The sequence below is a fragment of the Nannocystis exedens genome (assembly GCF_002343915.1).
Classification (GTDB): domain Bacteria; phylum Myxococcota_A; class Polyangia; order Nannocystales; family Nannocystaceae; genus Nannocystis; species Nannocystis exedens.
The window spans coordinates 5,094,022-5,116,371 of sequence record NZ_NETK01000001.1 but is presented as its reverse complement, the minus strand read 5'-3'; the positions used below and the strand labels follow the sequence as shown (position 1 = coordinate 5,116,371).

Sequence of the window (22,350 nt, the reverse complement as noted above, 5' to 3'; positions counted from 1 at the left end):
AGCACTACTCGAACACGAGCACGTGGGCGGCCCAGTCGGCGCCGCCCCGCTGGACCCGCTCGTCGCGCACCGCGGCGGCCGGGGTGGCGCCGCTGCGGATCCGCGCGCGCACGGCGTCGAAGAACGGGCCGGCCTCGCGGTCCTCGACCGGCGCCGGCGAGGCGATCACCACCCGCGCGCCGGCCTCGAGGAACGCGACCGGCAAGCTCCACGCCTCGTGCAGGTACGGCGCGACCTGCCCGGCGTGGCAGGCCCCGAGGATCACGACCGGGCGGGCCGGCAGGGCGACGCCGCGGATCTGCCCGGCCGTCAGCGCGTGGCGGCCGTCGGCGTCGGGCGTCAGCGCCAGGAACGAGGCGTCCGACACCCCGAGGTCGACCAGGCCGTGGACGTGGAACTCGACCTCACCCGCCTCGGGCAAGGCCTGCAGCACCCGCGTCGGCGTCGCCTCCGGGCCGGTCAGCAGCCGCGTGGCGGCGTCGCTCGTACCTGTCCACGGGGACAGGCGCGGCAGACCGAGCGCGGCTGGCGCGGCGGCGTCGGCGACCACCACCCGGATGTCCGATGTAACATGTCTTTTGACACCTGTCTGAAGGGGCGTGCGGGCGACGCGGTACGACCAGGCGATCTCCGGCGGCAGCAGCCCGGGCCGGCCGGCCAGCGGCGGGCGAGCGAACACCGCGACCTCGGGGCAGGCGCGCACGGCCGCGATCGCGTCCTCGGGGACCAGCGCCTCGCCGTCAGCGACGGGGGCGGCGCGGGTGACGAGGCTGCCGATCGCCGGACCGGCGGGGCCGAGCGCGACGCTGTAGCCGCGCTCGTGATCGACGGCGAGGCCGAGCGCGCAGGCCGTCGGGGCGGCCGCGCCGACCTCCTCGGCGAACAGGCCGAGGGCGGCCGCGTGGTCGCCCCGGGCGGCCGCGTCGAGCACGAGCGAGGCGTAGCTGAACGACACCGCCTTGAGGGCGTGCGGGTCGCTGCGCGGCAGCTCGCGAGCGGCGGCGATCGCCTGGCGCAGCAGCGCGCGGCCGACCTCCGGCTCGCCGGCGATCCGCGCCCGGCCCTCGATGTGATCGGCGAGCGCGGCCTCGCCGGGCTGCAGACCGGCGGCTCGCAGCGCCCGCAGCCCGACGAGCACGGCGTCGACGTCGCGCCGGTCGCCGCTCATCCGCGCCAGGTCGGCCTGGACGAACAGCCGCGGGAGCGACGGCGGCTGCTCGCAGTCGGGCGCGGCCTCGAGCTCGCGCCGCGCCCCGGCGGCGTCGAGCGCGACGATCGCCAGGCCCGCGAGCACGTCCCGCGCGTGACGCTCGGCCCGGCAGCGAGCCGCGGGCGCGTCGGGCAGGCGCAGCAAGGTCTCGCCGGTGATCGCTCGCGCCAGACCAAAGGCGCCGCGCAGGCGGGCGACCTCGGCGCGCAGCTGCAAGAAGGTCGTCTCGGCGCCCCAGTGCTGGTCCTGCGTCACCCGCCGCGCGCCGGCCTCGAGCGGCGCGACGGCCTCGGTCAGGCGGTGCATCAGCACCAGCAGCTCGGCCTGGAGCAGCTCGAGCCGCGCACAGCGGTAGCCGAGCCCGGGGCCGCACAGCGCCTGCGCGGCCGCCAGCGTCGCCTCGGCCGCCGCGTAGTCGCCGGCGTCGACCTGCGCGCCGGCCCGCTCCTGGGCCGCGAGCATCCGCAGCCAGGGGTCACCTGTACTTTCGGCCAGCTTGGTAAAAGCGTCGAGGTCGGCGCGCACGAGCCCGGCGTGGACCCTCGCGCCGAGAGCGATGTCGTCCTGCCGGGCCGCCCGCGCCCGCGCGACCAGCTCGGCCCCGTCGCCGCCGCGGCCGAGCGCGAGCTCGGCGTAGGTCGCGGCCAGCGGACCGCGGCGGGTGAAGTCGGCCTTCGCTGTCCTCTGCAGCATGTCCTGCAGGACACGTCCTCCGGCGAGGCGATCGAGCTGCTCGGCCAGCGGCGCGAGCGCCTCGAGCCGGGCCCGCGAGGGGGCCGCGCGCACGGCGTCGTAGAAGTAGAGGCGCACCAGCGACGGCGACGCGGCGATCGTCGCCGCCGGGAACGGCTCGCCGCGCTCGATCAGCGCCGCCCCGGCCGCCTGCACCTCGGCGAACGATCGCTCGCGCGCGGCCGGCTCGCGCCGCAACGCCTCGGCCTGCGCCCGCGCCTCGGCGCCCCACGCCGGGGTGTCGTCGGCCGCGAGCCGCTCGAGCGCGTCGGCGGCCAGGCGCGGCAGGCCCAGCTCGCGCAGCGCCAGCGCCCGGTTCCAGCGCGCCTGCAGGTGCCCGGGCGCGGCCGCCAGCGCGGCGTCGGCGAGCGCGAGCGCCTGCTCGGCCTGGTTCTGCATCAAGGCCAGCGCGGCCAGGTCGCTGTCGCGGTCGGGCGAGGGCTGAAGCCGCAGCAGCACCGCTTGGGCCTGGGCCAGCTCGCCGCGCAGCGCGTGCGCGGCCGCCAGCCCGCGCAGCTCGCCGGCCTGCTCGAGCCGCGACAGCTCGCTCAGCGGGATCGGCTCACCCTTGACGGGACCGCCGGCGCGCAGCACCGAGTAGTCGCGGTGGACGTCGGCCGGGGCGAAGCTGAGCCGCGCCTCGACCCCGCGCGTCGGCGCCAGGGCGAGTGAGAATGGACCTGCCTCTTGCGACATGCCCTCAGAGACATGTCCGAGCTCGGGCCCGCCGCTTGGCCCGCGCAGGTACAGCGCGATCGCGGCGGCCGCGGCCAGCAGCGGCGCCGCGGCCCACCACGCCCGCCGCCTGCGCGCGGCCAGCGGGCTCACCGGGGCGACCGGCGCGGCCTCGGGCCCGGTCGCGACCTGCAGCTGCATGAGCACGTGCAGCGCCTGCTGACACCGGGCGCAGTCGACCAGGTGCGCCTCGAACGTCGCGCGCGCGTCGCCCTCGAGCTCGCCGTCGAAGTAGCGGTCGATGTCGTCGCAGCGGCGGGTCATGGGTGGCTCTCGTCGGCGGCGCGGGCCGGCAGCAGCAGGTCACGGAGCTTGCGGCGGGCTCGCGCGAGGCGAGTGCCGACGGTGGCCTTGGGGATCCCGAGGCGCGCGGCGATCTCTTGATACGGCACGCCCTCGAGGCTGTGAAGCTGATAGACGCGGCGAAAGTCGGGCTCGAGCCGCTCGACCGCGGCGACGACGTCGTCGCGGGTCAGCGCGGCCCAGGCCGGCTCGGCCGCCGGCTCCGGCGCCGGCAACGCGACCTCGTCGAGCGAGGCGTGCTCTGGGCCGCGCACGCGCGCGCGGCAGCGGTCGAGGAAGAGGTGGTGGAGGATGGTGCAGAGCCACGCGCGCAGGTTGGTCCCGGGCTGGTATTGCGCGCGCCGCTGGAGCGCCCGCTCGAAGGTGTCCTGCAGCAGATCACCGGCGTCGGCCGGGTTGCGACACAGCCGCAAGGCGAGGTCCCGCAGCGCGTGCTCGTGCTCCCGCAGGCTGCGATGGAAGTCCGCCGCGGCGTCGATCGGCGGATCGATGACTTGCGGCGGAGCCATGGATAGCGACGGCGGACGATGCCACGCGGTAGATCGCGGGTCAACCGCGGCCGAGCGTCCCGTGCATCAGCAGGCCCGCCTGCGCGGCGATGTTGCCGGAGTCGAGGATCCTGCGCACGAGATCGTCGGGGATCCCGGACGGACCCGGAGGCACGGGCGGCTTCAAAACGATCACCGCGCCGCTGCCCGCGAGCCCCAGGATCGACTGCGGCACGGCCTGCTGATGGTTGTCGTCGCCGGGCCCCTGCTGGCCGATCGTGCCCAAGTGCTTGGTGATGTCGCCCTCGCGGATCGCCGCGATCCGCTGCTCCTTGAGGTCGACGAGGAAGGCCATGAACCGGTGCGGGTCCTGCGAGTGGTCGGTGACGACGACGACCGAGCTCTCGAGCTGCGGCCAGTTCGGACCGCCTTGCCAGTGCTCGAACTTCTCCAGCGGCAACACCTCGGGCAGCTTGAGCGACTCGAACGAGTAGCTGCCGGGCTTGAACATCAACTTGGGCGCCTGCGTGACCTTGGGCAGCTTGCTCGGGTCGAGCTTGGGGTTCAGCGGCGTGAGCACGGGCGACGGGACCTTGGGGCTCACCGGCGCCGGCGACGGGACCTTGGGATTCGCCGGCTCGATCGGCGCGAGGACGGCCGACCACCATGCGGCGAAGATGATGAGTGACACGTTCATTGCTCCGCTCCTCCTGCGCGACGGGGCGCGCTCGGCCGCCCGCGCGGCGGCCCACTCTACCAACCTCGGGTTCGCGTTCGCGGCACGCGGCCGCGCGCGAGGCCGCATGCCCGCGCGGCGGCCTCACAGGCGCAGATCCCAGACCTGGCTCGCGGCGCCGTCGCAGGTGTACTGCACCAGCTGCGCGCCCGAGTTCTGCCCGAAATTGAGCACCTCGAGGCACTTGCCGCTGTGGACGTTCCGCAGCTGGAACTGCCCGTCGGGGCGCATCTCGGCCCGCCACTTCTGGTTGTTGCCGCCGTAGCAGTCCCACTGCACGACCTGGGCGTTGTTGTCGAGGCTGTAGCCGTAGACCTCGATGCACTTGCCCGAGGCGGCGCTCTCGATCATGTACGAGCCGTCGCTCTGCGGCAGGAAGCGCCAGCGCTGCGGCGCCGACTCGCCGGCGGCGCACGGGAACTGCTGCAGGCCGAGGCCGTTGGCCTTGTCGCCGTAGGGCACGTCGGCGCACTGACCGCTGTGACTCGGCACGAGCTCCTGCCACGGCGACTTCGGCGTCAGCGTGGCCGACATCATGAGGTTGCCGATCGCCAGCCAGCCCTCGGTGTTGCCGCCGCCCCAGCCCTTGTTCATGTAGAAGTAGTGCGGGCCGGTATAGGTGATGGTGTTGGTGGCCTTGTCGCGAATGCGGCACTGCAGGTGGGCGTTGACGACCTCGGTGTGGCCGCTGTAGCCGCCGGTGTGGACGAAGCCCGGCGCGCCGGTGTTGCGCAGCGAGTCGATGACGCGGTCGCGCACGCCGGGGTGGCCGAAGACGTGGATGTCGACGAGCAGCTGCGCGGGGATCCGGTGGTCGTCGAGGAAGCGCTGGAAGCCGCCGACGTCCCACCAGATGGTGTTGCCGGCGGTGCCGCTGCAGCCGGTCTTCATCGACATGCCGATCTCGAGCAGATAGCGGCGCATGTCCTCCTGCGCCACCGTCGAGGTCGCGGTCTCGAGCGGCGACGGGGTCGCGGTCTGACCGATCCAGTGCATCTCCGGCGCGGCCGAGTAGTCGTAGAGGCCGGCCTTCGAGATCATGCTCTGCCCCGCCGGGAGGCCGATGTACGGCGGACGCCCGTGGTCGACGAAGGGCAGCTGATCGACGCTGATGTTGCGGCGGTAGCGGAAGAACGCGCGGCCCATGTCGGGTCGGCTCCACGGGCCGGAGTACGGGGTGCGGCTCTGGGCGTCCATCCACGCGAGGACGATGCCGGCGCCGGTCGGGGTGCAGCCGCTGGCACACAGCGCGTTGCCGGAGGTGGCGACGTGGCGGAAGTCCCACATGACCTGGTCCCAGCGCGCGGTCAGGTCGTTCGGGTGCGCCGGGCCGAACTCGGGGCCGGCCCAGTTGTTCTCGCACTCGTGGAGGGTGGCGCCCAGATCGGCGACGTTCCACCAGTGGCGGCGGAAGGCGACGTCGTCGCCGAGCTCGGCGGCCTCGCGCGCGGCGGTCCGCAGCTCCTCGACGTCGCGCCAGGCCTGGGCGTGGCTGGCCCGGGTGGCGGCGATCTCGCGGGCGAAGCCCCTGGCAAAGTCGCGGCGCAGGCTCGGCCACACGCTCCAGTCGGCCAGCTCGAGGGCGTCGCCGGCCGGGACCTCGGCCTGCGGCACGGGCAGCGCGTCGCTGGTGGCCGCCGTGATCGCGCCGGTGGCGTTCTCGGCGATGATGAGGAAGGCGTCGAGGCGCCAGAACATCGCCACCGGCTCGCTCGCCCGCGCGGCGAGGTGCTCGCCCGGGGTGACGCCGCGGGTGTTGAACTCGGGCAGCGGGTTGTCGTGCTCGCCGGTGCTGACGACGATGAAGCCGGCGTCCTCGCCGGCGCGCACGATCTTGAACTCGTAGTAGGCGGGCCCCTCGATGTCGGGGCGATACATCGGCAGGGCCAGCGGATAGAGCGCGGCGCCCTCCCAGTTCTCGGCCCCCTGCATCTCGCTGGCGCCGATCCGCAGGTGCGCCTCGGCGACGGCGACGAGCGCCGGATCGAGGTCGCTCAGCGGGACGGCGAGGCCGGCGTCGAGCCGATACGGCGAGGTCTCGGCGAGTGACTCCTCGACCTCGGTGTCGACGGCACCGTCGACCAGAGCCGGGGCGTCGGGCTCGTCACAGGCCGAGACGAGCGCGGCGGCGACGGACAGCGGGAGGACGAGGGCGGACAGCTTGCGCGAACGGTGGAACATCGGAAAAATTCCCTGGCGAGAGGCATGGATAAGCCCGCTCGCGTCGACGGCCGGGCGCGCTCCGGGTGGGCGGCACAGCGGCGACGACGCGGCGAGGCTCTTGCCCCCGACAACGCCGGGCAGTCGCGATCTTCCCGGGGCCGAATTAAAAATTTCGGCGGACCTGGGTGCGCGCCTCCGCGCCGGTCGGCTCATCCACCGGGAGGGGCCTTCATCCGCAGCAGCGTCTCCGGTGCGCGAGCGCGCCGACGTGATCGGCCGGTGGATGACGCGTTGCTCGCCCGGGCGAGCGTGAGCGGCGGCAGTGACATGTCCGTTCGGTCATGTTTTAAAAGCCAGCACAAGCTGTCGTGGGGACGCGCGCCTTCGCAAGTGGACGCTCCTGTCCGCATCCCCCACACTGGTCGCGCGCCGCGGCCGGAGTAGGCCGTGGCAGTCACGGGAGCTCGTCCATGTCCTCACGTCATTTGGTCGATCCGCAGCTGCAGCCGCTGCTCGGCGCGTTGCCCTCGTTCGAGCTGAGCCTGCAGGCGCTCACGCAGATCCGCGCGCTCATGCCGCCCGCGAGCGAGCCGTCGGCGGATGTCATCGCCTCGGAGCGCCTCGTCCCCGGGCCCGAGGGGGCGCCGGAGGTGCGCGTGGTCGTCTACGAGCCGCGGCGCCGCCAGGGCCTCGCGCCGGCGTATGTTCACATGCACGGCGGCGGCTACGTGTTGGGCTCGCCGCACCTCGCGGCCGCGCGCAACCAGGCGCTGGCGTCGGCGATCGGCTGCGTGGTGGTCTCGGTCGACTACCGCCTCTCGCCCGAGGCTCCGTTCCCGGGGCCGATCGAGGACTGCTACGCGGGGTTGAAGTGGTTACACGAGCACGCCGAGGAGCTCGGCGTCGATCGCAAGCGGATCGCCATCGGAGGCGAGAGCGCCGGCGGCGGGCTGGCGGCCGCGCTGGGGCTGTTGGCGCGCGACCGCGGCGAGGTGCCGGTGGCCTTCCAGCTGCTCGTGTATCCGATGCTCGACGATCGCACCGTCGTCGCCGAGCCGCACCCGTACGCCGGCGAGTTCGTGTGGACGCCCGCGAACAACCGCTTCGGCTGGACCGCCCTGCTCGGCGGTGAACCGGGCGGCGAGGACGTGTCGCCGTACGCCGCGGCGGCCCGCGCCGGCGACCTCTCGGGGCTGCCGCCGACCTACATCGCCGTCGGCGCGCTCGACCTGCTCCTCGCCGAGGACGTCGCGTACGCGCAGCGGCTGCTGCGAGCGGGCGTGCCGACCGAGCTGCACGTGTACCCGGGCGCCTTCCACGGGTTCGACCTGGTCGCGCACGCCGAGGTGGCGCAGCGGTTCGAACGCGAGCTGCGCGACGCGCTGCGCCGCGGGCTCCGGGCCGCGTGAGGCCTCTTCAGTGGGTCGCTTCGCGCTCGGGCAGGAGGAAGCGGTAGCCGACGCCGCGGAGCGTCTCGATGTACTGGCCGGCGGCGCCGAGCTTCTTGCGCAGGCGCTGCACGTGGGTGTCGACGGTGCGGGTGGTGACGTCGACCTGCACGCCCCAGACGTCGTTGAGAAGCGTGTCGCGGGTCTGCACGCGGCCGCGGCGGGCCAGCAGCGTCGCCAGCAGGCGGAACTCGAGCGCGGTCAGGGTCACGCGGCTGTTCTGCACCCACACCTGGTGGCCGTCGTGGTCGACGCGCAGCAGCTCGTAGTGCTGCTCCTCGATCGCGTGGTCGTCGGCCGCGCGGCGGCGCAGGATCGCCTTCACGCGCAGCAGCAGCTCGCGCACGCTGAACGGCTTGGTCACGTAGTCGTCGGCCCCGAGCTCGAAGCCGACCACCCGATCGATCTCCTCGCTGCGCGCGGTGATCATGATGACCGGCGTCCCACGTGTCCTTTCGGTCATCCGGATGTTGCGACAGACCTCGGTGCCGGCCATGTCGGGCAGCATCCAGTCGAGCAGGACGAGGTCCGGCGGCGGGCTCTGGCCCATGAGCGACAGCGCGGAGCTGCCGTTCTGGGCCGTGAGGGCGCAAAAGCCCTCGCGCTCGAGGCTGAAGCGCAGCGAGTCGAGCAGGTCGCGCTCATCGTCGACGATGAGGATCGTGGCGGGCATGGTCTCTTCCTAACAGGTGCGCTGCGGGCCGGCCCCACAGGCTCGCGACAACGTCGTGACTCAGTCGTGATCGCGGAAGCCGAGGAGCTTGAAGGTCTGCGTGGATTCGTGCTCGACGAGCGAGGCGAGGATCTGCAGGCGACGCTCGGCGCCGTCGTCGCCGCGGACGACGAGGTGCGGGCGCTCGTGGAAGACCACGCCGGCCCGGCGGACGGTCCGGCGCGGTTCGAAGCGGACGAACTCGAGCGCGGCGCCGCCGAAGTTGGCGAGCGCGCGCTGGAGGTCGTCCGCGCTCTGACGAGCGTGCATGTCCCACAGCAGCTCGCGGCCCATCGCCTCGGCGGCCGGGTGATTGGCGAGCGCGGGGAACAGGCGGCCGGTGTACTCGGCCCGGTCGATCGCCAGCGCGGCGAGGGCGGCGGCGTCGCGGTCGTTGAGGCCGGCGACGACGGCCTCGCCGAGCGCTTCGAGGCTGGGCAGGCCGCCCGCGAGTGGTTCGTCGCCGACGTGCGGCCCCGCGGGCGCGGCCGGCTTCGCGTCACCGACCGACGGCGCGTCACATGCCCCGAAGGACAGGCAGAACGCGAGCGTGGCGGCAGCGCGGAGCATGCGGGTCGGGCCTAGTTGGCGGCGTAGGTGGTCCAGTCGAGGGTCCAGTCGCCCTCGGCGTTGGCGACGGCGCCGATGTAGTCGGCGGCGTCGAAGCCGGCCGGGGCCGCACCGGCGCCGCGAACCGGCGAGGCGTCGGTCGGGGCGATGTTCGGCGCGGTGAAGTCGAGGCCGGTGAGCAGCGGGTCGGTGTCGATCAGGTTGTTGTTGGCCGGATCTTCGATGAGGCCCTCGAGATCGAAAGTCGAGCCTTCGCCGACGACGTACGGGGTCGCGCCGTCGTCGACCGCCGAGTTGCCGAAGAACAGGCTGTTCATGAACTTGATCCCGCCGGCGGCGGCGACGGCCTCGGTCGCGCCCTCGGTCAGCTCGATCACGGGGCCGTGGAAGCCGAGGAAGATCGCGTTGTAGAACTCGGCGGCGACGCCCTCCTTGAGGCGGACGCCGGCGCTCTGGGTCTCGATGTCACCGCCCGCGGCGGTGCCGATCGCGGTGACGTTGACGAACTTCGGCGCAGTGCGCGGCTCGGCGTCGAGGTTGTCGGCCTGGTTCGACAGCTCGAACGCGTAGTTGCCGGCGGCCGGGTCCTGGATCAGCGCGACGTGCTGCAGCGAGCCGGTGTAGCCCTGGTCGCAGTCGATCGAGTCGTCCTGGGCGCCGGTGACGACGACGTGCTTGCCGGACCAGTTGCCGCCGAACATCTCGATGCCGTCGTCCTTGCCCATGTGCACCTGCAAGTAGTCCACGGTGGTGCCGGTGCCGCACGAGTAGAAGGTGACGCCGTTGAGCTCGTTGTCCTTGGTCAGCTCGTAGCCGACGTACTCGACGCGGACCCACTTGAGCGAGCCGCACGAGTAGGCGTCGTCGCCGCCGCCGTAGGCGTAGTCGGGGTTGCCGGCGTCGAGGCCCTCCGCGATGCCGGAGCCGGTCTGGAGGTTGTTCTTGGCGTCGCCGAGGAGGACGATGCCGCCCCAGTCGCCGCGCGCCCGGCTGCCCTCGGCCAGCGCCGAGGTGAAGACGATCGGCTGCTCCTTGGTGCCCTCGGCGATCAGCTGCGAGCCCTTGGCGACGACCAGCGCGGAGCCGTTGAGGCCCTTGATCGTGACGCCCGGCATGACCGTGAGCTTGGCGCCGTTCTTGACGGTGACGACGCCGCTCAGCGTGTGACCGCAGGTCCACGTCGTGTCGGACTCGATGGTGCCCTCGATCTCGCTGTCACACTCCTCCTCGCCGGACGCCGTCTCGTTGGTGTCGGCGGTGTCGGAGGTCTGCATGCCATCGTCGCCACAGCCCAGGGCGAACACCAGCGGCAGCGCCACGGCGGCCGCGAACATCGGGAGAGTCTGCTTGATCGTCATCACGGGAGAGCCTTCGTCGGAGAGGTCGCGGCGATACCTTTAGATAAAGCCCGTGACGCCGCTCCCACGGGTCGGTGACGCGAACGCGACATTATCGCGCCCTTTCACCGTCACATGCTGTAGCTGAGGCCGAGGATGAAGGAGACGCCCTTGCGGGTCTGATAGAACACGGCGTCCAACGGGCCCTGCACATAGGTCTGGCGCCAGTTGAGCATGTTGAGCGCCATGAAGCTGAGGCTCAGGCCCTTGTAGACCCGCTGCGACATGGCGAAGTCGAGGGTGTGGATCGGCTTCTCGTAGACGTCGGGCAGGCGGTTGGCGCCGACGAACGCGATCCGGCGGCCGAAGGTGTTGTAGAGCAGGCGCACGTTGGTGCCCGACTTGTCGTTGTCGTAGGCGAAGTAGGCGTTGACCACGAACGGCGACTGGCCCTCGAGCGGACGGTTGGTCGAGGTGAGGGCGTTGAGCGGGTCGCCGGGCACGGGCGCGGGGATCTCGACGCGCGAGTGAATGTAGGCGAAGTTGGCCCCGATCGAGAAGTCGCGGGCGTCGCGGTGGATGAACGACAGGTTCTTGCGCAGCTCGAGCTCGACGCCGACGTTCTGCGCCAGAGTCGCGTTGCGGTAGGTCTGGACCCGCGGGAAGGTGGCGATGACGCGCTCGATCGGGCTGTCGAAGTACTTGTAGAAGACGCTGGCGGCGATGACCTCGTTGGCGCTCGGGAACCACTCCCAGCGCAGGTCGGCGTTCCAGATCTTGGTGCTCCTGAGGTCGGGGTTGCCCTGCACGCCGAAGCCGCCGGCGAAGTCGACGAACAGGAACTTCGACAGCTCGCGCATCTCGGGGCGGGCGACCGTCTGGGCGCCGGCGAGGCGGATGTTCATGTCGCTGCGCGGCGAGAAGATCAGGCTGCCGGACGGCAGGACCTGGCGGTCGCGGAGCGCGGCGCGGTAGGCCGGGTCGGCGTTCGGGTTGTACGGGCTGTACGGCGAGACGTTGATGTTGCTGGCCTCGAAGCGGGCTCCGCCGACGAGCCGGAACCACCGCGTGAACGGCAGGTCGAGCATGGCGTAGCCGGCGTAGATCTGCTGCGAGCCCTTGTAGCCGTCCTGGCCGCCGGGGCGGGTGATCTCGTTGATCACGAACGGCTCGGTGCCGCCCTGATTCATCGGCACGCCGCCGCCGATGGTGTCCTTGGTGAAGATGTTGCCCGAGCCCGAGGGCAGCCCGCCGGTCCAGCCGCGAGGCTCGAGGTCGAGGGTGCGAGCGTCGAACTGCCGCTGCCGCGCCTCGACCCACCCGCCGGCCTTGACGCGCGCGTCGAGGCCGCGCCACTGCTTGAACGGCATGGTCAGGTTGAGCGCGCCGGTGCCGGTGTTGTCGACCAGCTTGAAGAACTGGAACTTGCCGGCCTCGTTCGGCGCGACCTGGTAGTCGCCGCCGATGTTGTTGAAGAACATCTCGCGCAGCAGCGGGTCGTCCTGACGCGCCTGCGCGTAGCTGCCGAACCAGTCGAGGGTGAGGCCCTTGGCGCCCTCGAAGGTGTGGCGCCCGCCGAGGCGCGTGAACACCACGGAGCGCATGATGTAGCGCAAACGAGTGTTGAGGCTGGTGGTGTTCTCGGTGGCGCTGGTGTTGCGCGCGTTGCCGGTGAGCGCGCGCGCCTCGTTGTCGGCGTCGCGGGTGTAGACGGCCGTGAGCTCGAGCCGGTGGTCCTTGTTGAAGTTCCACTTGATCAGCGCGAGCGCGGAGCCCTGGACGTTCTGGGTCGTCTTGACGCCCTCCCAGCGGACCGTCGGCTGCTCGGTGTCGAGGGTGTAGCCGGTGTTCTGGTCGCCGGTGACGCTGTAGATCCGGTGGGTCTCGCGCAGCGTCTGGTGGACGTTCGAGTACTGCAGCGCGGTGAGAAAGCCGAGCCGCGTGCCCCACGGCCTGAAGGTGTTGCCGAGCTGCACGCCGGCGCCGAAGTTCGGCATCGCCGTCTTGGTGCCGATCGTGGTCTGCGTCGACGGCAGGCCCTCGCCGAACCGCTCGAGCTGCTCGGCCGAGTACACCGGCTTGCCGCCCTCGATCTCCGTCGGGCGGATCGGCCGCGCGGTGTCGAAGCTGTCCGACAGGCCGCGCCCGAGGTTGCCGAAGGTGGCGTTGTCGCCGGCGAAGTGGTTGCCGGTGTTGGCGTCGCGGAAGGTCGTGGCCGTGTTGGCGCCCACGCGCGCGTCGACCGCGAAGTACAGCTTGTCCGGCGTCTCGCGCGTCTCGAGCTGGACCGAGGCGCCGGCGAAGTCGGCCGGGACGTCGGGCGTGGCGGTCTTCTGCACGTTGATCGCCGACAGCGCGCCCGAGGGGATGATGTCGAGCGGGACGGTGCGCAGGTTGGGGTCGGGGCTCGGCAGGCGGGCGCCGTCGAGGAGGGTGTTGCCGTAGCGGTGGCCGAGGCCGCGGACGAAGATGAAGCGGTCGCCGACGACGGTGGTGCCGACGATCCGCCGCGCCACCGCCGAGGCCGAGCCGCCGCCCGACTTGCGGATGTCGTCGCGGCTCATGACGTCGCGCGCGCTGGCGGCCTTCTTGCGCTCGACGAGCTTGCCCGCCGCGCTCTCCTTGTTGATCTCGGCCTTGACCACCACGGTCTGGGTCATGCCGGCGATCGGCTTGAGCTCGCGGTTGATCGACTCGCTCTGATCCTTGGCGACGGCGACGCCCGAGATCGTCATGCCCTCGTAGGCGTCGTAGGAGATCCGGACCTGGTAGGTCCCTGGCGGGACGGACAGCTCGTACTCGCCGTTGATGTCGGTCTTGGTCTTGTAGTCGGTGCCGACCACGGCGACGCCGACGCCGATGAGCGGCGAACCGCTGCTGGCGTCGAGGATCCGGCCCTTGATCGTGCCGGCGTCGCCGGCGACCTTGACCTGCTTCTTCGGCGCCATCTCCTTCTTGAGCGCCTCCTCGTCGTTCGTCAGGTCCTCGACGCAGAAGCCGTCGTCCTCGGCGCAGCCGCCCTCCTCTTCCTCCTCGGCGGGCGGCGCCTTGGCGGGCTGCTCGGCCGGCGGCTCCGCGGGTTGCTCCGCGGGTTGCTCGGCCGGCTGCTCCTCGGCCGGTTGCTCGCCGTCCGCGGGCGGCTGGCCCGGGGCGGGTTGCTCGATCACGGTGCCATCCTTGTCGAAGCCGGTCGGGCCCTCGTAATCACGGGGACCCTCGGCCCGAACGGTACGCGCACAGACTCCAGCGCCGACCGCTGCCAGTAGCGACAGCAGGGCCGGGCTCTTGCAACGTCGCAAGAACATGGCGATCCAGATCTCGATGTGTTGATGGCGACCCAGTCGGCCGCGCGGGGGTTGTACTGGAAACGAAAGAGCCGCCCAAGGGGGGCGGCTCGGCTGTCACCAAGAAGTCACGGCGGGTTCACTCGGGCTTCGTGGTGAGGATGACGATCGGGAACGCCTGGGCGCCGCGGGCGAGGTCGACGGCGCCGAGCACCATGCCGTACTCGGTGTCGTCGGCGGCGTCGAGGTACAGGGAGTTGTCCGGGCGCGCGTTGAACATGCGCGTCAGCTTCTCGGTCAGCTCGGCGCGGTCGACCTCGATCTTGTTGATCGCGGTCTTGCCGTCGGCGGCGACGCTGAGCACGAGCGGCTTGTCAGGGTCGTTGGCCTGGTCGAGCTGCTCTTCCTTGTCGTCCTTCGGCGGCAGGCGGACCCAGAAGCTCTTGGCCATCACGGGCGCGAGGACCATGAAGATGATGAGCAGCACGAGGACGACGTCGACCAGCGGGGTGACGTTCATCTCGGGCTGGACCTTGGCCTTCTTGAAGCCGGTGTTGAGGCTGGCACCCATGGCTAGTCCACCTCTCCGCCGCCGTCCCACTTGCGCTGGGCGCCGACGGCCAGCGAGACGCCGCCGAAGCCGATGTCCTGCACGTCCTTGAAGAAGGTGCGCACGGCCTTGTACGGCACCTTGGCGTCGCCGCGCAGCAGCACCTTGCGCTTGGGGCTCCTGGCGTACACTTCCTTCAGCAGGCCGATCGCCTGCTCGCGCGCCATGTCCTGCTCCTCGACCGTGTAGACCTCGTTGCGGTCGATGGTGACGACGAGCGGCTCTTCCTTGCTGTCGGCGTCCTTGTCCGGGAACATGACGTTGATCAGCTCGATCGGCTTGTCATCCTGCATGTTCGGGATGATGAGCATGAAGATGATCAGCAGCACGAGGACGACGTCGACCAGCGGGGTGACGTTGATGCTGGGCTTCGGCCCTTTACCGGGTTTACCGGTCTCGACCGCCATGCCCATGGGCGCCCTCCAGGTAGTCGATCAGCTCGCCGGCGGCGTGCTGCATCTGCATGTCGAGGCGGTCGAAGCGGCCCGACAGGTAGTTGAAGAACAGCACCGAGGTGATGGCGACGATGAGGCCGACCGCGGTGACGATCAGCGCCTCGGCGATGCCGGCGGAGACCGCCGCGATGCCGCCGCCGCCCGCGGAGGCGATGCCCTGGAAGGCGACGATGATGCCGATGACGGTGCCGAACAGGCCGATGAACGGGGCGGTCGAGCCGATCGAGGCGAGCATGCCCATGCCGCGTCGACCCTCGGCGCTGTAGAGCTCGAGCTTGCGCGCGAGCTCGCGGCGGGTCAGCTCGGCGGCGGCGGACGGGCCGCCGTCCTTGTGCTCGTTGGCCTGGAAGGTCTGCACGCCGATGGCGGTGAGGCGCGCGAGCGGGTTGCGGGTGAACCGGCGGGCCAGCTCGAGCACGCCGGCGATGTCGCCGTCGGCGAACTGCGAGCGCGACTTGCTGGCGAACTCCATCGACTCGCGGTCGGTGCGGCGCAAGACCCAGGTGCGCTCGATGATGACCGCGAAGCTGGCCACACCCATGCCCAGCAGCGAGATCGCCACCAGGCGGGAGAGGAGGCTCATGCTTTCCCAGATCTCGAACAGTGACAGCTCCATGACTCAGGTCCTCTCAGTGTTGGCTGCTCGCGCGCGTCATCCGCCGCCGGTGAGCTTGAAGGGGAAGTTGACGATGATCCAAACCGAGATCGGCTCGCCGTCGAGCTTGGACGGGGTGTACTTCCACCCCTTGACGGCGCCGATGACGGCGGCTTTGAACAGCTTCTCGGCGTTCGTCTTCTCTTCGTCGCCGGAGGCCGTGTTGGTGGCTCGCAAGATCTTGGCGCCCTTGACGGTGCCGTCGCGGTGGACGTGCAGCTTGAGCACGACCTCGCCCTCGATGCCGGCGTCGCGCAGCTCGCCGGGGTAGTCGGGCATCTTGTTGCCCGGGTCCGGCGTCGGCACGCTGGCCCGCTCCGGCCGGTCGACAGGCTTGGTCGGGTCGATCGGCTCCTCGACCTTCTTCGGCGGGTCGGGCTTCTTCGGCGGCGGGTCGGGCTTCTTCGGCGGCGGCGGCTTGTCGGCCTTCTTCGGCTGACCGCTCCCCTGCCCGGGTTCACCTGTCCCGAAGTTCTTGTCCGCGCTCGGCGCGGCCTGCTCCGGCGGCGGACCCTCCGGGATCACCTTCGGCGGCTCGAGCTTCGGCTTGGGCTTCGGCTTGGCCTGCGGCTGCGGCTTCGGCACGTCGGGCGGCGGAGGCGGGGGCGGCTCTTCTTCCACCTCCGGCTCGGGCTGCTCGTCGACGGCGAAGTCCTTGATCTCGGGCTCGAGGACGACGGCGACCTCGGGCTCGCGCAGGCGGTCGCGCCAGGCCCAGGTGCCGATCACCAACATATGGCCGAACAGGGCCAGGACGATCGCCCGCTTGTTCCGGCGCACGAACACCTGATCGCGGGTCGAGGGGTCGAAGCCGTGGAACATCGGGACGCGACGGTTTATGACGAACAGGCTTTGCAGCCCGATGTCGCGAATGTTCCATCTCTGTGACATCGCCCAGGGCGGTGACTTGTATTCTCACGCGTTTCCTGGCTGTCACATCGGACAGCCGGCCGCGTGCGCGCTACGCTCGGCGTGATGCGAGTCGACGGCCTCGGCTGCACGATCGACGGACGAACGCTGCTCGAAGCGGTGTCCTTCTCGCTCTCCGGCGGCGAGGCGCTGGCCGTGCTGGGACCGTCGGGGGCCGGCAAGAGCCTGGTGCTGCGCTGCCTGCTGGGACTCGCTCCGGCGCAGGCGACGGTGACCGGGACGTTGTTCTGGGACGAGCGCCGGGTGCCGCTCGCCGACCGCCCGGCGCTCGCGAGGCTCCGCGGCCGCGGGCTCGCGCTGGTGCCCCAGGCCGCGGCCGCCAGCCTCGACCCGATGCGCACCGTCGGCCAGCAACTTCGCGAGGTCTGTGTGCTGCACGGCACGGACAGCCGTCCGCGCGAGCGCCTCGCCGAGGTCGGCCTGTCCCACGAGTTCGTCGACCGCCACCCGCACGCGCTGAGCGGCGGGCAGGCTCAGCGGGTGGCCCTCGCCCTCGCCCTCGCCTGCCGCCCTGCCGTGCTGCTCGCCGACGAACCGATGGCCTCGCTCGACTGCGTGAGCCAGGCCGAGCTGGTCGACTTGCTGGTCAAACGCTGCGCGGCCGAGCAGGTCGCGCTGGTGCTGGTGTCGCACGACCTGGCCCGGGTGGCCCGCTGCTGCCCGCGAGCGATCGTGCTGGACCGCGGGCGGATGGTCGCGCACGGTCCGCTGGCCGAGCTGCTGGCCGCGCCGCCCGATCCGACCACGGCGGTGATGGTGGCGGTGGCGCGCCGAGGATAACTTATGAACATGTTGTTTTCGCCAGGTCCATCGGAGCATGTTTTAAGAGACATGCTCGTCGGGCGCGGGTTGACGGTCGGGGCGCGGCTGCTCGGAGTCGACCTCGAGCTGGGGCCGGGCGCGGGGCTGGGGGTGATCGGGCGCTCGGGCTCGGGGAAGTCGACGCTGGCGCGCGCGCTGGTCGGGCTCGAGCCGGAGCTCGCCGGGTCGTTGACGATGGCAGGGCGCGAGCTGGTCGGGGCGCCGCGCGCGGCGTGGGCGGAGCTGCGGGCGCGGGTGCAGCTGGTATGGCAAGACCCGGCGACGGCGCTCGACCCGAACCTGCCGATCCGCCGCAGCATCGCGGAGGCGCGCCTGCTGGCGCGGCGCGATCGGTTCACGCGCGACGACCCGCGGCTCGCGGCGTTGCTCGAGCGGGTGGCGCTGGGGCCGGAGCTGCTCGACCGGCTGCCCGGAGCGCTGAGCGGCGGGCAGCGGCAGCGGGCCGCGATCGCGCGGGCGCTGGCGGCGGAGCCGGAGCTGCTGATCGTCGACGAGATCACGAGCGCGCTCGACCGGCCGGTCGCCTGGACGATCGTCGACCTGCTGCGCTCGCTGCGGTCCTCGGGGATCGGGCTGATGATGATCAGCCACGACCTGTCCTTTCTGCCAGGCACGGTGGATCGGGTGCTGGTGCTGGCGGACGGCCGCCCGGTCGAGGCCGGGCCGGTGGCGACGGTGCTGGCCGCCCCGCAGGCCGCGGCTACCCGGGCGCTCGTCGACGCGGCGCCGCGGCTCTGATAGAGGATCGCGGGATGGGGACCGAGCCGGTCGTCTACGTATTCCACCACGCCGCGCCGATCCCCGTCGGCCACCGGGTGGAGCTGCAGTTCTTCGAGCGCGACACGGGCTTCTTCAGCGTGGAGTACAGCGAACAGCTCGACATGCCGCTGATCCGCGACCTCGATACGGGGATCGAGTACGCGCCGGAGTGGCTGTTCAAGCGCGAGGCCCGGGACCACCTGGGGCCGAGCTCGCCGCGGGTGCTCGAGATGTCGTCGTCGGTCCGGCCGACGCGCGCGCTGACCGGGACCGTGGTCGCTTGCCGCGTGGTCACGGGGCTGGTGGCCGCCGACTGGACGGTGTTCACGTACCTGACGCTGCACGAGGAGGAGACGCGCATCTATCGCTGAAGGGGGCTGCGAGAATTTCCGATGGGCGCGGCGCGGCGGGTGGAGCTATTTAAGCAGAATGATGAGGCGCATCGGAGCAGCGATTGGTTGCATCGGCGCGGTGCTGACTTGCACGAGCTGCGGGCCCGAGCCGATCGCGCAGGAGGAGTTCGAAGAGGTGTGCGGCCAGACCGGGCCGTTCCGGATCCTGCCGCTCGCGCCCGACCGCCAGGTCCACAACACCTGGAGCTGGGCGACGCGGGTCGGCGACCGGCTGTTGTTCGTCACGTATCGCATCGGGCCGGGTGGGGAGAAGCAGCTCTTCCCGGAGACGAGCGAGCCCGAGGTGTGGTCGACCGGGCTGTGCGGCGAGTCGCCGGTGATGGTCGCTCGCGGTGTCGACAAGATCATCACGCTCGAGCGCTGGCCGGAGGTGGTGCTGGGCTGTGACGAGGAGACGGCGGAGGTCGTCAGCGTCGATCCGCTCGGTACACGCGAGCCGCACGTGGTGTTCGCCAGCGACCCGGAGGCCTATGGGGATTGCGCGCTGCGCTGGACGGATTACGGGATGCTCTCGATCGCCGAGCACGACGAGGACTTCGGGGCGCTGATGCTCACCCCCTACCCCGACGACCCGCTGACCCAGACGTCGGAGCCGGTGGTGCTGCTCGACAACGTCCGTATCACTTCGACGGGGCGCGGCGGCGTCGGCATCGTGGCCAACTCGATCCGCACCTTTCCGGACTTCGTGCTGGCGCTCGACGCGGAAGGAACGCTGATGCGCGTCGACCTGGCGGACCGCTCGGTGGCGCCGTTCGTGGAGAACGTGCGCGGGGTGGAGACGTCCCGGGACGGGCGCTGGCTGCTCTGGCAGGACGCGACCCTCACCGGCGGCGATGCCTACAACCCCGAAGGCGACATGTTCTTGCGGGACCTGTCGACCGGCACCGACGCGCTGCTGGCCCGGACTTCGCTGGAGTTCAGCAGGTTCCCGCTGTCCATGGCCGACGCCGGGATCGTCCAGATCGGCCTCGGCTACGTCCACCGCGACCCGCAGCGCGTCTTTTTCCTACCCGAGCTCGACTTCTTCGACGTGCCGGGGGACCTGGATTTCAACGCGAAGCTCGACGACGGGCGCCTGCTCGGCAGCTCCCTCTTCGACGCATATTATAAGCTGTTCGACCTGAGGGCGGGCACGTCGCGGCAGCTGTTCGAGCGAGAGATGCGGCTCCAGTGGGTCGAAGACGACGGCATGGTGGCGTACGAGGCCAAGCCGTGCTGCATCGAGGGCGGCTTCCGCGACCAGGGGCCGATGTGGCGGGTGCCGTTCGACGGCGAGCCGACGCAGATCGCCAAGCGCGTGACCGATTACATGAGCCGGCTGGGAGACGATCGCGTCCTCAGTCCGGTCGACATCGGCGGCGACTGGCTCAGCGATCTGATCGTGATCGATCTGGCGACGGGCGAGGAGCGGTTCGTCGACGGGCACGTGTACGCGACCTCGGTCGACACGCGCTGGGGCGAGGAAGACGGGCTCATCAGCTACTCGATCAGGGACGGCGAGCGCTCGGGGGTGTACGTGGCCCGCTTGCCGGTGCAGGCGCGCAGCGGGTCGCGCAAGTCGATCCGCGAGCACGTGGGGGTCGACGTGGTCCGCGGCGTGGACGGGCTGCCGGTGCCGGTGCCGCGGCTGCAGCCCGGGGTGCCGGACTGGAAGGCGCTGGCGGCGGCGCGAGCCCGCGGCGCGGAGTAATAAGAGGATGCCGGGCTGCGCGTGAGCGGTGCCGGCGCGGCGCTTCGCCGCTCGCCGGGCCGGTCGCGCTCGCAGGCGACGCCAGCCGTCCTCGAATTCGCTCGAGGGCCTGCGCTCGCGGGCACCGCCACGCGACGCCGGCCCAGGCTTCGCTCGAGGGCCCACGCTCACGGGCACCGACACGCGGCGTCCTCGACTTCGCTATGGGTCGCGCCCGCGGGCGCCGACGCGCGCTCGCGTCTTGCCTCGATTTCGCTCGCGCTCAGTCCGGCGCGACGCCGGGGGCTCAGTCGTCGTCGTCGTCGTCGTGGCCGGGCGGGAGGGAGCCGCGCTGGGCGTGCATGCGGGCGGTCAGCTCGAGGAAGAAGCGCTCCATCGGGCGGGCGACGTCGGGGCCGTGGAGGAGCTCGACGAGGCGGGTGGCGGCCTCGAAGGTGCAGACGGCCTCGGGCCGCGGCGCGTGGCGGATGCCCCAGCGCGAGGGACCACCTGGCGGAAGGGACACCTTTGGAAAGTCGGCGACGTGGGCGGCGCGCCGGGCCATGCGCGAGCACTGGTGCCAGGTGCCGTCGAGGATGACGACGCAGCGCCGGCGACCGGGTGCGGTCTGCAGCAGCTCGGGGCCGGCGACCTGGGCGTCGTCGGCGGGGAAGAGGACCACGTAGTCGAGGTCGGGCTCGGTGAGCGGGCCGGTCTCCATCGCCTCGTTCTGGGCCCCGTACCAGAGGATCGGCGCGCGCAGGGCCGCGGCCGCCGCCCGGCCGGTGCTGGTCGGCTTGTGGCGCTCGCGGTTGTGCTGGACGAAGACGAAGCGGGTCGGCAGGTCGAGGACCGGCAGCTCGGCGCACAGGCACCGCTCGAGGTGGAGGCCGCAGACGGGGCAGCGCGGACGAGAGCTCTTACGCGAGGACATGTTGGTGAGGGCAGGTCGAATGGGACAGGCTCGATAGGACAGGCTCGATGGAGCAGGTCCTTCAGGTCATGTCCGCGAGGGCGGTCGAGACGCGGGCGCGCAGGGCGGGCGGGAAGACGGCGCGGTGGTGGACGAAGCGCTCGCGGGCGAGGCCGCGGAGCAAGGGGGAGGCGTCGAGGAGGCGCTGGACGCGGCCGCCGCCGCGCAGGACCATGAGCGCCTCGTCGTCGGTGTAGGCGTCGATCTCGACGCGGTCGATGGCGCCGAGGTAGGCGGGGGCGACGCCCTCGCCGGCGAAGACCTCGGCGAGGCGGCGCTCGGCCTCGGCAGAGTCGACCTGCGGGCCGAGCCGCAAGGTCTTGAAGAGGCGCCGGCCGACGAGGCCGTCGGCGAGGTCGCGCAGGACGGGGTCGGCGCTGCGGCCGTAGGCGGCGAGCGCCTCGGCGAGGGCGTGGTCGTCGAGGCGGAGGTAGTCGTGGACGTGGACGTCGCGGCCGCGCAACAAGTCCTCGAGGACAGGCGGGGTGCCGGGCTCGGGGCCGAGCTCGCACAGGCGGCGGAAGAGGGCGCGGATCATCATCTCGGCGGCGCGCGCGGCCTTGTGCAGGTAGACCTGGCGGTACATGTAGAGGCGGGCGAGGAAGAAGCCCTCGACGGCGGTGAGGCCCTTCTCGCCGTCGACGGCGAGCCGCGCGGAGGTCGAGCCCTCGGGGACGTAGAGCCGCAGCGAGGCGAGCAACCAGTCGACGTCGAGCAGGCCGTAGCGCACGCCGGTCATGTAGCTGTCGCGCATGAGGTAGTCGCAGCGGTCGACGTCGAAGGTGCCGGAGACGGCGCGCGCGAGGTGACCGATCGGCCCTTGCCCGTGGATCAATCGCTCGACGAGCGTCGGCGCGGTCGGGTCGAGCTCGGCGAGCACGCGGTGGACCTGCGTGTCGGGGTCGAGCAAGATCCGCGAGGTCCACACCTCGTGACGCGGGGCGCCCGGCAGGACGGCCTCGAAGGTGTGGCTCAGCGGGCCGTGCCCGAGGTCGTGCAGCAGCGCGGCGGCGAGGGCGACGTGGGCCCAGTCGTCGTCGATCCGATCGTGCGGCGGGAGCTCCTGCGCGAGGGTGCGGACCCGATCGAGGTAGCGCTGCATGACGTGCATGGCGCCGACGGCGTGGGCGAAGCGCGAGTGCTCGCCGCCGGGGAAGGCGAGCGCGGCGAGACCGAGCGCGCGGATCCGTCGCAGGCGCTGGACCTCGGCGCAGTCGAGCAGCCGCGTGACGAGGCGGGCGGTGGCGCCGCTGAAAGAGATCAGGCCATGCACGGGATCGCGCAGGAGCATCGCGCGGAGCCTACTGCAGGCGCGGGCGGCTGGCGATCCGGCGAGCCCGGCGAGG

At 71.6% G+C, this 22,350-nt stretch carries 19 protein-coding genes; 5 read left to right on the top strand and 14 right to left on the bottom strand.

Annotated elements, in window-relative coordinates; all coding sequences use genetic code 11:
• Positions 1-4: 4 nt before the first annotated feature.
• The 4 genes from NAEX_RS20125 to NAEX_RS20110 form a co-directional block, all read right to left on the bottom strand.
• Positions 5-2,941: a CHAT domain-containing protein gene (locus NAEX_RS20125; protein WP_096329108.1), complete on the bottom strand. Its 2,937-nt coding sequence runs from the start codon at positions 2,939-2,941 to the stop codon at positions 5-7.
• Positions 2,938-3,489 (bottom strand): RNA polymerase sigma factor, encoded by a 552-nt coding sequence (locus tag NAEX_RS20120; protein WP_096329107.1) that lies wholly within the window; start codon positions 3,487-3,489, stop codon positions 2,938-2,940. Before NAEX_RS20120 ends, NAEX_RS20125 begins: the two co-directional genes overlap by 4 nt.
• Before the next feature lie 40 nt (positions 3,490-3,529).
• Positions 3,530-4,165 (bottom strand): hypothetical protein, encoded by a 636-nt coding sequence (locus tag NAEX_RS20115; RefSeq protein ID WP_096329106.1) that lies wholly within the window; start codon positions 4,163-4,165, stop codon positions 3,530-3,532.
• 123 nt (positions 4,166-4,288) lie between these two features.
• Positions 4,289-6,385, bottom strand: a complete 2,097-nt coding sequence (locus NAEX_RS20110; protein ID WP_096329105.1) for an RICIN domain-containing protein — start codon at positions 6,383-6,385, stop codon at positions 4,289-4,291.
• A gap of 452 nt (positions 6,386-6,837) precedes the next feature.
• Between NAEX_RS20110 and NAEX_RS20105 the strand changes: the two genes are divergently transcribed.
• Positions 6,838-7,776: an alpha/beta hydrolase gene (locus tag NAEX_RS20105; protein ID WP_096329104.1), complete on the top strand. Its 939-nt coding sequence runs from the start codon at positions 6,838-6,840 to the stop codon at positions 7,774-7,776.
• 7 nt (positions 7,777-7,783) lie between these two features.
• On the opposite strand, the gene NAEX_RS20100 is transcribed toward NAEX_RS20105, so the two are convergent.
• The 8 genes from NAEX_RS20100 to NAEX_RS20065 form a co-directional block, all read right to left on the bottom strand.
• Positions 7,784-8,488: a response regulator gene (locus tag NAEX_RS20100; RefSeq protein WP_096329103.1), complete on the bottom strand. Its 705-nt coding sequence runs from the start codon at positions 8,486-8,488 to the stop codon at positions 7,784-7,786.
• Between the two features lie 60 nt (positions 8,489-8,548).
• Positions 8,549-9,097 carry a hypothetical protein gene (locus NAEX_RS20095; protein WP_096329102.1) on the bottom strand — a complete coding sequence of 183 codons (549 nt, stop codon included), beginning with the start codon at positions 9,095-9,097 and terminating at the stop codon, positions 8,549-8,551.
• A gap of 11 nt (positions 9,098-9,108) precedes the next feature.
• On the bottom strand, positions 9,109-10,455 hold the full coding sequence (locus NAEX_RS20090; RefSeq protein WP_096329101.1) for a hypothetical protein: 1,347 nt from the start codon (positions 10,453-10,455) through the stop codon (positions 9,109-9,111).
• 110 nt (positions 10,456-10,565) lie between these two features.
• Positions 10,566-13,601 carry a TonB-dependent receptor gene (locus NAEX_RS20085; RefSeq protein WP_096329100.1) on the bottom strand — a complete coding sequence of 1,012 codons (3,036 nt, stop codon included), beginning with the start codon at positions 13,599-13,601 and terminating at the stop codon, positions 10,566-10,568.
• 256 nt (positions 13,602-13,857) lie between these two features.
• Positions 13,858-14,289: an ExbD/TolR family protein gene (locus NAEX_RS20080; protein ID WP_096329099.1), complete on the bottom strand. Its 432-nt coding sequence runs from the start codon at positions 14,287-14,289 to the stop codon at positions 13,858-13,860.
• 2 nt (positions 14,290-14,291) lie between these two features.
• Positions 14,292-14,741: an ExbD/TolR family protein gene (locus NAEX_RS20075; protein ID WP_096329098.1), complete on the bottom strand. Its 450-nt coding sequence runs from the start codon at positions 14,739-14,741 to the stop codon at positions 14,292-14,294.
• Positions 14,716-15,399, bottom strand: coding sequence for a MotA/TolQ/ExbB proton channel family protein (locus tag NAEX_RS20070; protein WP_096329097.1), 684 nt, complete (start codon positions 15,397-15,399; stop codon positions 14,716-14,718). Before NAEX_RS20070 ends, NAEX_RS20075 begins: the two co-directional genes overlap by 26 nt.
• 36 nt (positions 15,400-15,435) lie before the next feature.
• Positions 15,436-16,260 (bottom strand): energy transducer TonB, encoded by an 825-nt coding sequence (locus NAEX_RS20065; protein WP_100792896.1) that lies wholly within the window; start codon positions 16,258-16,260, stop codon positions 15,436-15,438.
• A gap of 153 nt (positions 16,261-16,413) precedes the next feature.
• Between NAEX_RS20065 and NAEX_RS20060 the strand changes: the two genes are divergently transcribed.
• The 4 genes from NAEX_RS20060 to NAEX_RS20045 are packed head-to-tail and all read left to right on the top strand — an operon-like array spanning position 16,414 to position 20,052.
• Positions 16,414-17,148 (top strand): ATP-binding cassette domain-containing protein, encoded by a 735-nt coding sequence (locus NAEX_RS20060; RefSeq protein WP_096329095.1) that lies wholly within the window; start codon positions 16,414-16,416, stop codon positions 17,146-17,148.
• A gap of 9 nt (positions 17,149-17,157) precedes the next feature.
• Entirely contained in the window at positions 17,158-17,928 is a 771-nt protein-coding gene (locus NAEX_RS20055; RefSeq protein ID WP_170135858.1) for an ATP-binding cassette domain-containing protein, read from the top strand.
• A gap of 14 nt (positions 17,929-17,942) precedes the next feature.
• Positions 17,943-18,320, top strand: a complete 378-nt coding sequence (locus NAEX_RS20050) for a hypothetical protein (protein WP_096329093.1) — start codon at positions 17,943-17,945, stop codon at positions 18,318-18,320.
• Between the two features lie 58 nt (positions 18,321-18,378).
• Positions 18,379-20,052, top strand: a complete 1,674-nt coding sequence (locus NAEX_RS20045; RefSeq protein WP_143825596.1) for a hypothetical protein — start codon at positions 18,379-18,381, stop codon at positions 20,050-20,052.
• A 286-nt stretch (positions 20,053-20,338) separates the two neighbouring features.
• On the opposite strand, the gene NAEX_RS20040 is transcribed toward NAEX_RS20045, so the two are convergent.
• Positions 20,339-20,965, bottom strand: coding sequence for a tRNA-uridine aminocarboxypropyltransferase (locus tag NAEX_RS20040; RefSeq protein WP_096329091.1), 627 nt, complete (start codon positions 20,963-20,965; stop codon positions 20,339-20,341).
• 61 nt (positions 20,966-21,026) lie between these two features.
• A complete protein-coding gene (locus NAEX_RS20035) occupies positions 21,027-22,295 on the bottom strand; it encodes an HD domain-containing protein (RefSeq protein WP_096329090.1) in 1,269 nt (422 codons plus the stop codon).
• Between the last annotated feature and the right edge of the window lie 55 nt (positions 22,296-22,350).